This is a genomic window from Roseateles sp. T103 (assembly GCF_057219915.1).
On sequence record NZ_JBXVVS010000001.1, the window covers coordinates 463748 to 477568 of the forward strand.

Annotated in this window: 13 protein-coding genes and 1 tRNA gene; 12 read left to right on the forward strand and 2 right to left on the reverse strand. The window is 67.6% G+C overall.

The features are described 5' to 3' along the window. The first annotated feature begins 7 nt into the window (after positions 1 to 7). The 7 genes from AC2EBS_RS01995 to AC2EBS_RS02025 all read left to right on the forward strand — a co-directional run bounded on the left by AC2EBS_RS01995 (position 8) and on the right by AC2EBS_RS02025 (position 7826). Entirely contained in the window at positions 8 to 3169 is a 3162-nt protein-coding gene (locus AC2EBS_RS01995) for an efflux RND transporter permease subunit (RefSeq protein WP_484726707.1), read from the forward strand. Positions 3170 to 3231: 62 nt separating this feature from the next. Then, the gene (locus tag AC2EBS_RS02000) at positions 3232 to 3885 is read left to right on the forward strand and encodes a protein-L-isoaspartate O-methyltransferase family protein (RefSeq protein ID WP_484726708.1); all 654 of its coding nucleotides are present in this window, start codon (positions 3232 to 3234) and stop codon (positions 3883 to 3885) included. Between the two features lie 17 nt (positions 3886 to 3902). After that, positions 3903 to 4250 (forward strand): rhodanese-like domain-containing protein, encoded by a 348-nt coding sequence (locus AC2EBS_RS02005; protein WP_484726709.1) that lies wholly within the window; start codon positions 3903 to 3905, stop codon positions 4248 to 4250. A 69-nt stretch (positions 4251 to 4319) separates the two neighbouring features. After that, positions 4320 to 5657, forward strand: coding sequence for a TolC family outer membrane protein (locus AC2EBS_RS02010; RefSeq protein ID WP_484726710.1), 1338 nt, complete (start codon positions 4320 to 4322; stop codon positions 5655 to 5657). 129 nt (positions 5658 to 5786) lie between these two features. Further along, a complete protein-coding gene (yaaA, locus tag AC2EBS_RS02015) occupies positions 5787 to 6569 on the forward strand; it encodes a peroxide stress protein YaaA (RefSeq protein WP_484726711.1) in 783 nt (260 codons plus the stop codon). Between the two features lie 16 nt (positions 6570 to 6585). Next, complete coding sequence (locus AC2EBS_RS02020) at positions 6586 to 7443, forward strand: 2OG-Fe(II) oxygenase (protein ID WP_484726712.1); 858 nt, start codon at positions 6586 to 6588, stop codon at positions 7441 to 7443. A gap of 77 nt (positions 7444 to 7520) precedes the next feature. Continuing rightward, positions 7521 to 7826, forward strand: a complete 306-nt coding sequence (locus AC2EBS_RS02025; RefSeq protein ID WP_484726713.1) for a hypothetical protein — start codon at positions 7521 to 7523, stop codon at positions 7824 to 7826. A 96-nt stretch (positions 7827 to 7922) separates the two neighbouring features. On the opposite strand, the gene efp is transcribed toward AC2EBS_RS02025, so the two are convergent. Together efp and earP are read right to left on the reverse strand one after the other, a co-directional pair. After that, on the reverse strand, positions 7923 to 8477 hold the full coding sequence (gene efp / locus AC2EBS_RS02030; RefSeq protein ID WP_484726714.1) for an elongation factor P: 555 nt from the start codon (positions 8475 to 8477) through the stop codon (positions 7923 to 7925). A 150-nt stretch (positions 8478 to 8627) separates the two neighbouring features. Then, on the reverse strand, positions 8628 to 9692 hold the full coding sequence (gene earP / locus AC2EBS_RS02035) for an elongation factor P maturation arginine rhamnosyltransferase EarP (RefSeq protein ID WP_484726715.1): 1065 nt from the start codon (positions 9690 to 9692) through the stop codon (positions 8628 to 8630). A 62-nt stretch (positions 9693 to 9754) separates the two neighbouring features. On the opposite strand from earP, the gene uvrC reads away from it, so the two are divergent. The 5 genes from uvrC (at position 9755) to AC2EBS_RS02060 (ending at position 13720) form a co-directional block, all read left to right on the forward strand. Beyond that, positions 9755 to 11806, forward strand: coding sequence for an excinuclease ABC subunit UvrC (uvrC, locus tag AC2EBS_RS02040; RefSeq protein ID WP_484726716.1), 2052 nt, complete (start codon positions 9755 to 9757; stop codon positions 11804 to 11806). A 72-nt stretch (positions 11807 to 11878) separates the two neighbouring features. Continuing rightward, positions 11879 to 12466 (forward strand): hypothetical protein, encoded by a 588-nt coding sequence (locus AC2EBS_RS02045; protein WP_484726717.1) that lies wholly within the window; start codon positions 11879 to 11881, stop codon positions 12464 to 12466. Between the two features lie 28 nt (positions 12467 to 12494). Further along, entirely contained in the window at positions 12495 to 13061 is a 567-nt protein-coding gene (gene pgsA / locus AC2EBS_RS02050; protein ID WP_484726718.1) for a CDP-diacylglycerol--glycerol-3-phosphate 3-phosphatidyltransferase, read from the forward strand. Between the two features lie 283 nt (positions 13062 to 13344). After that, positions 13345 to 13617, forward strand: a complete 273-nt coding sequence (locus AC2EBS_RS02055; protein WP_484726719.1) for an HU family DNA-binding protein — start codon at positions 13345 to 13347, stop codon at positions 13615 to 13617. 27 nt (positions 13618 to 13644) lie between these two features. After that, positions 13645 to 13720 (forward strand) — tRNA-Val (locus AC2EBS_RS02060). The last annotated feature ends 101 nt before the right edge of the window (positions 13721 to 13821 follow it).

The window sequence follows — 13821 nt, forward strand, 5'->3', positions numbered from 1 at the left end:
CTGCACCATGTGGTTCACCCGCGTCTCGATCCAGAACCCGGTCATGGCCGTGATGGTCATGCTGGCTTTCGTCGTGCTGGGCGCCTTCAGCTACCAGCGCCTGCCGGTCGACCAGTTCCCCAATATCGACTTCCCCACCGTGGTCGTGCAGATGGACTATCCGGGCGCCTCGCCCGAGATTGTCGAGGCCGAGGTGACCAAGAAGGTCGAGCAGGCCGTCAATACGGTGGCCGGCATCAACTCGCTGTACTCGCGCTCCTACGAGGGCAGCTCGGTGGTGATCATCGAGTTCAACCTGGAGATGGACGGGCGCAAGGCCGCCGAGGACGTGCGCGAGAAGGTCGCTGCGATCCGGCCCAATCTGCGCGACGAGGTCAAGGAGCCGCGCATCACGCGCTTCGACCCGGCCAGCATGCCGGTGCTCAACATCGCGCTGCTGTCCACCGACGGCAAGACCAGCACGCAGGAGCTGACCACCTGGGGCACGCAGGTGCTGCAGAAGCGCCTGGAGAACGTGCGCGGCGTCGGCTCGGTGTCGGTGGTGGGCGGCCTGCAGCGCCAGGTGCAGATCCAGCTGCGCCCCGAGGCGATGGAGGCGCTGGGCATCACGATGGACCAGGTTCTCGCCGCGGTGAAGAGCGAGAACCAGGAGCTGCCCATGGGCACGCTGCACTCGGCGCAGCAGGAGCGCGTGGTGCAGATCAACGCGCGGCTCAAGCGCCCCGAGGATTTCCGCGACATCGTCGTTGCGCGCAAGAACAACGCGCCGGTGCGGCTCTGGCAGGTCGCCGACGTGGTCGACGGTCCGCAGGAGGTGGAGAGCCTGGCGCTCTACAACGGCCAGCGCACCGTGCTGCTGTCGATCCAGAAGAGCCAGGGCGAGAACACCATCGCTGTGGTCGACGGCCTGCAGGCGGCGCTGAAGGATGCGCAGGCCCTGCTGCCGCCGGGCGTGAAGACCGAGGTCAACCGCGACGCCTCGCGCGCGATCCGCGTCTCGGTCGCCAATGTGCGCCAGACACTGATCGAGGGCGCGGTGCTGACCGTGCTGATCGTCTTCCTGTTCCTGAACAGCTGGCGCTCCACCGTGATCACCGGGCTGACGCTGCCGATTGCATTGATCGGCACCTTCCTGTTCATGTACGTGTTCGGCTTCACGATCAACATGATCACGCTGATGGCGCTGAGCCTGTGCGTGGGCCTGCTGATCGACGACGCCATCGTCGTGCGCGAGAACATCGTGCGCCATGTGCAGATGGGCGCCAGCCCGCGCCAGGCGGCGCTGGACGGCACCGAGGAGATCGGCCTGGCGGTGCTGGCCACGACCTTCTCGATCGTCGCGGTGTTCCTGCCGATCGGCTTCATGGGCGGCATCGTCGGCAAGTTCTTCCACGAATTCGGCATCACCATCGTCGCGGCGGTGCTGATCTCGATGTTCGTTTCCTTCACGCTGGATCCGATGCTGTCCAGCGTCTGGCACGACCCGCAGGCGCACGGCGTGCATCGCGGACCTCCGGTCACCCTCTACGACAAGACCCTGGGTCGCGTGACGCTGGCCTTCGACCGCCTGACCGAGTGGCTGTCCGATCTTTACCAGCGTGTGCTGCGCTGGTCGCTGGCGCACAAGGGCGCGACGCTGGCGATCGCCGGCTCGACGCTGCTGGCCAGCTGCGGGCTGCTGGGGGCGATCGGCAAGGAGTTCGTGCCCAAGGCCGACCTGTCGGAAACGCAGATCAACTTCTACACGCCGGTGGGCTCCTCGCTGGAGGTGACCGAGGCGCGCGCTCGCCAGATCGACGCGGCGCTGCGCGAGCTGCCCGAGGTGGCCTACACGGTGACGACGATCAACAGCGGCTACGCGGCCGGCAAGATCTACGGCACGATCTATGTGCGCCTGACCGACCGCAAGCTGCGCCAGCGCAGCGTCAATGACCTGGTGATGCCGCTGCGCGAGCGGCTCTCGCGCATCCCTGGCGTCACCGTCACCAACATCGGCCAGACCGATCTGGGCGGCGGCAAGAGCCTGCAGTTTTCCATCCAGGGGCCGGACCTGAAGCAGCTGGAGCGCCTGTCCAAGTCGGTACTGGCCGAGCTGGAGAAGGTCCCGGGCCTGGTGGATCTGGACAGCACGCTCAAGCCCGACAAGCCCACGGTGGCGATCGAGGTCAAGCGCGATGCCGCGGCTGACGCGGGCCTGAACGTCAACGCGCTGGCCGGCACGCTGCGCACGATGCTGGCCGGCACCACGGTGGGCAACTGGCGTGCGCCCGATGGCGAGAACTACGATGTGCTGGTCCGACTGGCGCCCCAGGGCCGCGACAGCATCGAGGACCTGCGCCGCCTGCCGATCAACGTCGCTCCGGCCGCGGACGGCACGCCGCGCGTGGTGCGGCTGTCGCAGGTGGCGGACATCCAGCCTTCCAGCGGCCCCAACCAGATCAACCGCCGCGACCTCAACCGCGAGGTGCAGATCGACGGCAATGCGCTGGGCCGCAGCGCGGGCGAGGTCTCGGCCGACATCAAGGCCGTGCTGGACCGCACGCCTTTCCCGCCGGGCTACCGCTACAGCTTCGGTGGCTCGACCAAGAACATGACCGAGTCCTTCCAGTACGCGGTGGGTGCGCTGGCGCTGGCGGTGATCTTCATCTACATGATCCTGGCCAGCCAGTTCAAGAGCTTCCTGCAGCCGCTGGCGCTGATGAGCTCGCTGCCGCTGACGATGATCGGCGTCGTCTTGGCGCTGCTGGCCTTCCGCTCGACGCTGAACATGTTCTCCATCATCGGCATCGTGATGTTGATGGGCCTGGTGACCAAGAACGCGATCCTGCTGGTGGACTTCGCGATCCGCGCCCGCGAAGGCGAGCATGGTCATGGCGTCGACAACGAGCCGATGGACCGCGAGACCGCGCTGCTGCGCGCCGCCCATGTGCGGCTGCGGCCTATCCTGATGACGACGCTGGCGATGGTCTTCGGCATGGTGCCGCTGGCCTTTGCGGTGAGCGAGGGCTCGGAGCAGCGCGCGCCCATGGGCCAAGCGGTGATCGGCGGCGTGATCACCTCCTCGCTGCTGACGCTGGTGGTGGTGCCGGTGATCTATTGCTATCTGGACGACCTGTCGGCCTGGTTCAAGCGCAAGCTGGGGCCACGGGAGCCGGCGGCGGCGAAATAGAATCTGTCGCGATGATGGCGCCGGCATAGGCCTCGGGCGCCGGGTGAACTGAGGAAGACGTGATGAACATCGAAAAAGCCCGCTTCAACATGATCGAACAGCAGATCCGCCCCTGGGACGTGCTCGATCCCGAGGTGCTGGCCCTGCTGTCCGTGGTCAAGCGCGAGGACTTCGTGCCCGAGGCCTACCGTTCGCTGGCCTTCGTCGACACCGAGATTCCGCTGGGCCAGGGTCGCCACATGCTGCCGCCGCGGGTCGAGGCGCGTCTGGTGCAGGAGCTGAAGGTGCAGCGCAACGAGAAGGTGCTGGAGATCGGTACCGGTGCCGGCTACATCGGCGCGCTGCTGGGCCACCGCGCACAGCGCGTCGTCACGCTGGAGGCCGACCATGAGCAGGCGCGCGTCGCGACCGAGAACCTGCGTCGCGCCGGCGTGAGCAACGTCACCGTGCGCGAGGCTGACGGTTCGCGCGGTCTGCCGGCCGAAGCGCCCTTCGACGTGATCCTGCTGTCCGGCTCGGTGGCCGAGGTGCCGCAGGCCTTGCTGGAGCAGCTCAAGGTCGGCGGCCGGCTGCTGGCCGTTGTCGGCGACGAGCCGGCGATGCAGGCCACGCTGTTCACGCGCGGCGGCGAACGCGAGTTCCGCTCGACCGTGCTGTTCGAGACGGTGCTGCCGCGTCTGGCCGGCTTCGACGCCCCGTCGCGTTTCGTCTTCTGAGCGGACCCAGCCCGCCGATGCCCGTACAGCTGAGCTGTAGCGACCTGCTGGCCTTGTGCCGGGCCGAGGCCTCGGCATCGGCGCAGCCCCTGCTGCTGCTGGACGTGCGCCAGCCCTGGGAGGCCGCGCTGGCAAGCATCCGGCTCGATGGCATCGAGACCCGGCTGATTCCCATGGCCGAGCTGGTGGAGCGGCTCGGCGAGCTGGACCCGGCGCAGCCTGTCGTCGCCTACTGCCATCATGGCGTGCGAAGTCTGCAGGTCGTCGCATTCCTGGAGCGTCAGGGCTTCGAGTCGGTCTATAACCTCGCCGGCGGCATCGATGCCTGGTCGCGCGAGGTCGACGCCTCGGTGCCCAGATACTGAGCCCTTGCCGATGCCCGCAGCATTTGCCGAACCCGACAACCACCAATGAACAGCAGCGAGGAAACCCCCATGTCTGTAGCCCACCACCAGCCCCTGCGCCGCGTGTCGCGCCTGTCCCTGGCCCTGGCCGTCTTCTTCGCTGCGGCCGGTGCTGCGCAGGCACAGAGCCTGCAGGAGCTCTACGAGGCGGCGCGCGCCTACGACGCCAGCTACCTGGCGGCGCGCGCGCAGGCCGATTCGGCGGTCTACAAGGCCGAACAGGCCAATGCGCTGGCCCGTCCGAGCCTGGGTCTGGGCGTGACCGGCACCAAGAACGAGGTCGATACGCCGGCCGCACGCGTCGACGGACGTACCGTGCAGACCGGCCTTACCGCCAAGTACGCGCTCTTCAATCGCAGCAACAGCGTGACGATCGATCAGGCGCAGCGTGGCCTGAATGTCGCGCAGGCCGACCTGGAGAGCGCGGAGCAGGACCTGATCGTGCGCGTGGCCCAGGCCTACTTCGATGTGCTGGCCGCTCAGGATGTGCTGGCCACGACCAAGGCCAACAAGACCGCGATCGCCGAGCAGCTGGCGTCGGCCAAGCGCAACTTCGAGGTTGGTACCGCGACCATCACCGACACCCGTGAAGCGCAGGCGCGCTTCGACCGTGCGGTGGCGCAGGAGATCGCTGCCGACAACGACCTGCGCGTCAAGCGTGTCGCGCTGGATCAGATCGTCGGCCGTGTCGGCGTGTCGCCCAAGCCGCTGGCCATGCCGGTGGCTTTGCCGGCCGTGGCGCCGGCGACCGTGGACCCCTGGGTCAGCATGGCCGATGAGCAGCACCCGCTGGTGCGCAAGGCACGGCTGGGTCTCGACGTCGCGCGACTCGAGATCGAGAAGGCCAAGGCCGGCCATCTGCCCACGGTGGACCTGACCGGCACGCTCGCGTCCATCAATGCTCGTGGCGCGTCTTCGGGCTACCAGCCCGGCACGACCAACAGCGCCAGCGTGGGCGTTGCGCTGACCCTGCCGCTGTACGCAGGGGGTGCAGTGACCAACCGTGTCAAGGAAACCGTCTCGCTGGAAGAAAAGGCGCGCAACGATCTGGAGTTCGCGCGCCGCAGCGTGACCGAGGCCACGCGTCGCGCCTTCTTCGGCGTGCAGTCGGGCCAGGCCCAGGTGAAGGCACTGGAGGCTGCCGAGGCCTCGAGCAAGCTCGCGCTGGAGGCCACCCAGCTGGGCTACAAGGTCGGCGTGCGCGTCAACCTCGACGTGCTCAATGCGCAGACCCAGCTCTACTCGACGCAGAGCGATCTGGCCAAGGCGCGCTACGACGTGCTGCTGACCGGCCTGAAGCTGCGCCAGGCCAGCGGCCAGCTCAAGCCCGAGGACGTGGCTGCGGTCAACCAGCTGCTTGCCAAGTAAGCGCCGGGGGCGCAAGCCCCAGCGCCAGGACGCCGGCCGCGCGCGAGCGCCGCCGGCGTTGTGCTTTGTGGCGGCTGTTCTGGGTCGCCATCCTGCAGGGTCGACGGGTCGGCGGCAGAATCCGTCCCCATGCTCTACCTGCTTTCCCCCGCGAAGTCGCTCGACTACGAGACCCCGCTGTCGCCAGCCGTGCTACCGCTGGCCACCGAGCCACAGTTTGTCGAGCAGTCGGCCGCGCTGATCGAGACGCTGAAGGCCAAGACGGCCGCCGAGATCGCCGAGCTGATGGACTTGTCGCCCGCCCTGGCCGAGCTCAATGTGCAGCGCTACCAGGCCTGGCAACCGCGCTTCACCGAGGCCAACAGCCGGCCGGCGGTGCTGGCCTTCAACGGCGATGTCTACGAGGGCCTGGACGCGAAATCGCTCAGCCCGAAGCAGCTGCAATGGGCGCAGCAGCATGTCGCCATCCTTTCCGGCCTTTACGGCGTGCTGCGGCCGCTGGACCGCATGCAGCCCTACAGGCTGGAGATGGGCACGCGCCTGGCCACGGCGCATGGCGCCAATCTCTACGCTTTCTGGGGCGACCGGCTCGCCGAGCACCTCAACCAGCGGGCCGCGGCGCAGCAGGTGCCGGTGATCGTGAACCTGGCGTCGCAGGAGTACTTCAAGGCTGCCGACCGCAAGGCCTTGCAGCCGCGAGTGATCGAGTGCCAGTTCGAGGACTGGAAGAACGGCAACTACAAGATCATCAGCTTCTTCGCCAAGCGTGCGCGGGGGCTGATGGCACGCTATTGCATCGAGCAGCGCATCGACACGCCGGCCGGGCTGCAGGGCTTCAATGTCGAGGGCTACGCCTATCAGCCGGAGCTGTCCACGCCAGAGCTGCTGCTGTTCCGCCGTCGCCTCGACTGAAGGCAGAATCTTCGGCATGAGCACTGCACAGCGCATCACGCCGGAGCTGCGGCACTGGATTCTCGAGCAGGACAAGGCCGGCATCGCGCCCGAGCAGGTGCTGCAGGCCATGCGTGCCAGCGGCTGGGATGAAGAGGTGGCGCGGCGTGCGCTGGCGCAGACGTTCGAGGGCGTGCTGCTTGACCGCGGGGCAGGCCCGGATGTGCCGCAGGCCGAGCCGGCGCTGCCCGAGCCGGATCTGGCCAGCCAGCCAGCGGCGGTGTGGGCCGGCGATCGCGAGGTGCGCCTGCTGCTGACGATGAAGCAGCCGCGCATCGTGCTCTTCGGTGGCCTGCTGGCCGAGGAAGAATGCGATGCACTGCGCCAATCTGCGGCGAGTCGGCTTGCGCGTTCCGAGACTGTCTCTGCAGCCAGCGACGGCAGCGAGGTCAATGCGGCCCGCACCAGCCAGGGCATGTTCTTCGACCGTGGCGAGAGCGAGCTGTGCGCGCGTATCGAGACGCGCATCGCGCACCTGCTGAACTGGCCCGTGGACCATGGTGAGGGCTTGCAGGTGCTGCGCTATGGCGTGGGCGCCGAGTACCTGCCGCACTATGACTACTTCGATCCAGGGCACGCCAGCACAGCAGCGATCCTGGAGCGCGGCGGGCAGCGCGTCGCGACGCTGGTGATCTACCTGAATACCCCGCAGCGTGGTGGCGGCACCGTCTTTCCGGATGTGGGTCTGGAGGTGGCGCCGATCAAGGGCAACGCAGTCTTCTTCAGCTATGCGCAGCCGCTGCCGAGCAGCCTCACCCTGCATGGCGGCTCGCCGGTGCTGGAGGGCGAGAAGTGGGTGGCGACCAAGTGGCTGCGCCAGGGCGTTTTCGCCTGAGCCGGTACGCCGGCACAGGGAAGGGTGCGTCTTAGAATGCCGCTGGCGCGGGTGACGCGCTCCCACTCCCCTCGAACATGACGACCACGACCAAGACGCTTGCCCTGTTCCTCGGCGCGCTGTTTGCAGGCCACGTTGCCGCGCAGACGCCGGTCACGCCCGCTCCTACGCCGCAGCCGGTGCCGCCGGCGGTGGTCGGCACGCCCCTGCCAGCGCCTGCTCAGGCCGAGACCAAGAAGGCACCCGCGAAGAAGAAGGTGGCCAAGAAGTCGGCCGCCAAGAAGAAGCAGTTGGCCAAGAAGGGCAAGAAGGCGGGCAAGCTCGCCGGCAAGTCCGGCGCAGCCAAGGTCCAGAGCAAGCGCGCCGCACGCACGCTGCACTGAGGGCGCCCGGCTCGCCGCGGCCATTGCCGGCCAGGGCCATTCAGGCAAAAGAAAAGGCACCCGAGGGTGCCTTTCTTGTTGCTGCAGTGCCTGGGTTCAGACGCGCTTGCGGTACTCGTGCGTGCGGGTGTCGATTTCGATCTTGTCGCCGTTCTCGACGAACAGCGGCACGGCGATCTCGAAGCCGGTGCCCTTCAGGCGGGCGGGCTTCATGACCTTGCCCGAGGTGTCGCCCTTGACGGCCGGCTCGGTTTCGATCTCGCGCACCACGCTGGTGGGCATTTCCACCGAGATGGCCTTGCCGTCGTAGAAGGTCACTTCCACCGGCATGCCGTCTTCCAGGTAGGAGATGGCGTCGCCCATGTTCTCGGCCTCGACCTCGTACTGGTTGTACTCGGTGTCCATGAACACATACATCGGGTCGGCGAAGTAGGAGTAGGTGCACTCCTTCTTGTCCAGGATGATCTGGTCCATCTTGTCGTCGGCCTTGAAGACGACTTCGGCACCTGCGCCATTGAGCAGGTTCTTCATCTTCATGCGCACGGTGGCGGCGCCGCGGCCGCCGCGGCTGTATTCGGTCTTCAGCACGACCATGGGGTCCTTGCCCTGCATGATCACGTTGCCGGCGCGGATTTCTTGAGCGATCTTCATAGGTGTTCCGTCTGAGTAGCGGGAGTGCGGTATCGGTTGGCTGAGCCGGGTGCTGCGATGGGCTTGGCTCGCCCTCGTTCGCGGTCTCCCTGCGGCCTGCGCGCCCGAAATCCCTGTTGACTTCGCCTTGGCGCGGCAAAGCCCGAGATTTTAGCGGGATTCGGTGACGAACCCCAGCAGCTGCGTCGCCAGATCGGGCTGCGCGGCCAGCTTGCGGCTCCAGTCTCGAGCCAGGGCTTGCTGCTGCTCAAGGGCCGGCAAGCCTTGACTGCCCCATGGCACCAGCCCGTTCCAGGCGCGCCAGAGCTGCCGCAAGCCCGCGGCGAGCCCCGGGTCTGCGTCGTGCAGCCAGAGGTCGAGAAAGGCTTCCAGCTTGGGGCCGTGGGCGCCGTCGTGCTGCGGATAGAGCTGCCACAGCAGCGGCCTGGCGGCCCACTGCGCACGCACGAATGAGTCTTCGCCGCGCACCAGATTCAGCTCGCAGGACCAGAGCAGGCGGTCGTAGTCCGTCTGGCTGAGATAGGGCAGGGCCTGCCAGCGCAGGCCGGCCGGAACGTCAAGACCCGCCAGTTCGCGCTGGGCTGGGCCGGGGCAGACGAGCAGCAGCGTTGCTGCGTCCGCCGCCAGACGGCGCAGCAACTGCTGCAGTCCGGGATTGGCATAGCAGAACAGGCTCACCAGGCGCTCGCCCGGTCGGCGCACGATGCCCTGGGCGTGCAGCCAGGCCTGGGCATCGAAGGACTCGCGCTCAGCCAGCAGGCCGGGCTCGCGCAGCAGCCCGCCGGTACGCGGCGTGAAACCGGGGTAGAAGAAGCGCTTGTCCAGCCCGCGGCCCGGGCCGCTGAACTGCGGCGAGGCCAGGCCGTGGCTGCGCTCCACATAGGATTCGGCGCTGAGGTATTCGAGGTTGATCCAGCGCGGCGCGGGCTGGCGCTGTGCCATGCGCGCGACAAAGGGCTCGGGCAGCTCGCAGCCGAAGGTCTCGATGACGACGTCGCCGACTTCTTGGGCCGCGAGGCTGGCGTCCCAGGGCAGCACCTCGATGCCTGCCGGTAAGCCACCGGGAGACATCCAGGCCAGTGCCGATGCATCGTCGACGAAGAGGCGCACCCGCTGGCCGCGCGCCGCCAGATCGCGCGCCAGCCGCCAGCTGACGCCGATGTCGCCGTAGTTGTCGATGACCCGGCAGAACAGATCCCAGCGCAGACTCTTCATGGCGCGCGATTATCCCGGCGCGCGGTGCTGGCTCGCGCGGGCTCGCGGCACAATCGCGGCCCATGCAGGAGACTGATCCGACCACGCCCGATCCGCAGCGCGATGCCGCCCAGCTGGGCGAGCAGGTGCAGGCGGAGTGGGCTGCCGAGCGCGCCGCCTCCGAAGCTGCGGAAGCGCTGCGCGTGGCCGCGGTCGAGAAGGCCGCGGCGGAACGCCGCGAGGCGCTGCTGGCCGAGGTGGCGGCGCTGCCCGGCCTGCCGGGCGTGTACCGCTACTTCGATGCGCAGGACCAGGTGCTCTATGTCGGCAAGGCGAAGAGCCTGAAGAAGCGCGTCTCTAGCTATTTCCAGAAGGACCATGGCGGCACGCGCATCGGCATGATGGTGGCGCGCATCGCGCGGCTGGAGACCACGGTGGTGCGCACCGAGGCCGAGGCCCTGCTGCTCGAGAACAACCTGATCAAGGCGCTGAACCCGCGCTTCAACATCCTGTTCAGGGACGACAAGAGCTATCCCTACCTGCGCATCTCCTCGCACGCCTGGCCGCGCATGAGCTACTACCGCGGCGCGGTGGACAAGCGGCACCGCTACTTCGGGCCGTTCCCGAGCGCCTGGGCGGTGAAGGAGTCGATCCAGCTGCTGCAGAAGGTCTTTCGCCTGCGCACCTGCGAAGACACGGTGTTCAACAACCGCAGCCGGCCCTGCCTGCTGTTCCAGATCCGTCGCTGCTCCGGGCCTTGTGTGCCCGAGGGCCAGACCGAGGACTACGCGCGCGACGTGCGCAATGCCGAGCGCTTCCTGCTCGGCGAGACCGACGAGGTGATGGCCGGGCTGCAGGCGCAGATGATGGCCTATGCCGAGGCCTACCAGTACGAGCTGGCCGCCGAGGTGCGAAACCAGATCCAGTCGCTGGCCAAGGTGCTGCAGCAGCAGGCGGTTGACGAGAACAGCGCCACCGGCCGCGACCGCGACGTGGACATCCTCGCCGTCAAGGTGCAGGGCGGCCGTGCCTGCGTGAACCTGGCCATGGTGCGCGGCGGCCGCCACCTGGGCGATCGCGCCTATTTCCCCAAGCATGTCGAGGACGCCACCGCGGTGCAGCTGCTCGACGACGAGGAGGGCGAAGGCGCCGATGCGCAGGCGCCGCGCGCCAGTGCCGAGCGCCAGGTGCTGGAAGCCTTCATGGCCCAGCACTATCTGGATGCGCAGGTACCGGGGCTGATCGTCGTCAGCGATGCGGTCGACGACGGACTGGCCGACGCGCTGTCGGCGCAGGCCGGCTCAAAAGTCACGGTGCAGGCGCAGCCGCGCGGCCAGCGGCGCATCTGGCAGGAGATGTGCGTCAAAGGCGCCGAGCTGGCGCTGGCTCGTTTGCTCTCAGAGGAAGGTTCGCAGCAGGCGCGCACGCGGGCGCTGGTCGAGGCGCTGGACCTCAGCGTGGCCGAGCTGGACAAATTTCGTATCGAGTGTTTCGACATCAGCCATACCGCCGGCGAAGCGACGATGGCATCCTGCGTGGTGTTCGAGAATCACCAGATGCAGAGCAGCCAGTACCGCCGCTACAACATCGACGGCATCACCGGCGGCGACGACTACGCCGCGATGCGCCAGGTGCTGACGCGGCGCTACAGCAAGCTGGCCGAGGCGGCGCAGCAGGGCACGGGGCGTCTGCCCGATCTGGTGCTGGTCGACGGCGGCCGGGGCCAGGTCGCTATGGCGCGCGAGGTTTTCGAGGAGCTGGGCCTGGACCTGGGGCTGATCGTCGGCGTCGAGAAGGGCGAGGGGCGCAAGGTCGGCCTCGAAGAGCTGGTCTTTGCCGACGGACGAGAAAAGGTCTATCTGGGCCGCGATTCGGCGGCGCTGATGCTGGTGGCGCAGATCCGCGACGAGGCGCACCGCTTCGCGATCACCGGCATGCGCGCCAAGCGTGCCTCGGCGCGCACCGGCGGCTCGCGCCTGGAGGACGTGCCGGGCGTGGGGCCGAAGAAGCGTGCGCAGCTGCTGCAGCGCTTCGGCGGCGTGCGCGGCGTGGCAGCGGCCAGCGTGGACGAGCTCTGCAGCGTCAAGGGCATCTCACGCGAGCTGGCCGAGGAGATCTACCGCGTGCTGCGCTGAGCGCAGAGCACGCGAGCTGGCCGAAGAGATCTACCGTGCGCTGCACTGAGGGCAGGGCGAAGGAGTTTGGCGATGAAATCAAGCGTGCAGTGCATCGACGATCAATCTAGCGATGGCCGGCGCGCGCCGGCGTGGCGTTATGCCGCGGCCTGGCTTAGCTTGGGCTTGCTGGCCGGTCTGTCGGGCTGCTCGCTGACGGGCGGGCCGTCGGCGCCCGAGGCGTCTAGCAGCCGGTCGGCGTCATCCGAGCGCGGCAGCACGCCGACGCCGGCGCCCAAGCCGGCCGATGGTGGCAAGCAGGCAGCGGCGGCACCGCTGGCGCCGCCCAAGCCGGCGCGCAGCCTCGATCACCTGCGCCGCCAGGCGGCCGAGCGCCTGGTGGCGGCCAATCCCGACGGCACCTATATGGGCACGCCGCCGGACGTGCTGCTGGCCATCCCGGTGCTGGAGATCGAGCTCAGCGCCAACGGCAGCATCAAGCGCATCGAGGTGCTGCGCAAGCCGCGCCAGGCGCTGGACACGGTGGACATCGCGATCGCCGCGGTGCGCCGTGCGGCGCCCTTTGGCGATGTCTCTGCGCTGCCGCGGCCCTGGAAGTTCACCGAGACTTTCCTGTTCAACGACCAGCGCCAGTTCAAGCCGCGCACACTGGACACGTGAGGCGCGCGGAATTGGGCACAATGCCCGCATGTTCTTCACGCTGCCAACACTGTTCACCTGGGCGCGCATCGTCGCGATCCCGCTGATCGTCGGGGTTTTCCATCTGGGTATCGCCCAAGAACACCGCAACCTTATTGCGACGGTGTTGTTCGTGGCGGTGGCGCTGACCGACTGGCTGGACGGCTACCTGGCGCGCAAGCTCAACCAGACCTCGTCCTTCGGCGCCTTCCTGGACCCGGTGGCGGACAAGTTCCTGGTTTGCGCATCGCTGCTGATCCTGCTCGAACTGGGCCGCGTCAATGCAATGGTGGCATTGGTCATCATCGGCCGCGAGATCGCGATCTCGGCGCTGCGCGAGTGGATGGCGCAGATTGGCGCCTCGCGCAGCGTGGCCGTGCACATGGTCGGCAAGCTGAAGACCACGGTGCAGATGGTGGCCATCCCCTTCCTGCTCTTCGACGGACTGCTGTTTGGCCTGATACCCACGCGCACCTGGGGCACTTGGCTGATCTACGCGGCCGTCGTGTTGACGATCTGGTCGATGGTCTACTACCTGCAGAAGGCCATTCCGGAGATCCGAGCGCGCGCGCGCTGAGGTCCGCGGCCCGTGCCGTTCGGCGGGGCTTGTGTCGCGGCCGCAGCGTGGGCTGTATGCAAGGCTGCGTGATGCATTGCTCAGGCTTCCCATCAGCCAGGGCCGCATTGGGAGAATTCCGGCCCCTGATAGGGTGTGGAATCCATCTAGAATCCGCTTCCCGCAGCGCGTGCGTGTGCAAGAAAGCGCCAGGCTGGTCGAGCGTCGCCGCGGGAGCGCGTTCCGGGGCGAATGTCAGTGCCATTGCCCACGCGGCGTCCCTATCCACATCAGGGGGTTATCTGTGAACAAGTCTGAACTGATCGAGCACATCGCCAAGCAGGCAGATATTTCCAAGGCGGCCGCTGGTCGTGCGCTTGATGCGCTGGTTGGTGGCGTCAAGACGACGCTGAAGAAGAACGGCACCGTGTCCCTGGTGGGCTTTGGCACCTTCAGCGTGACCAAGCGCGCTGCTCGCAGCGGCCGCAATCCACGCACTGGTGCGACGATCAAGATCAAGTCGGCCAAGGTGCCGAAGTTCAAGCCTGGCAAGGCTTTGAAGGATGCAGTCAACTGATCTGACTGCACCCATCCCGGTCATACCGGGTGCTTAGCTCAGTTGGTAGAGCGGCGCCCTTACAAGGCGTAGGTCAGCGGTTCGAGCCCGTTAGCACCCACCATTTCCAGGCCGCGCAGCGAGGACGGGCGTCCGGCGGCCGTTGGCTACAATCAGCCCGATGCAAAGGCGAACCGTGGTTCGCCTTTGTCGTGTCTGCGCTAA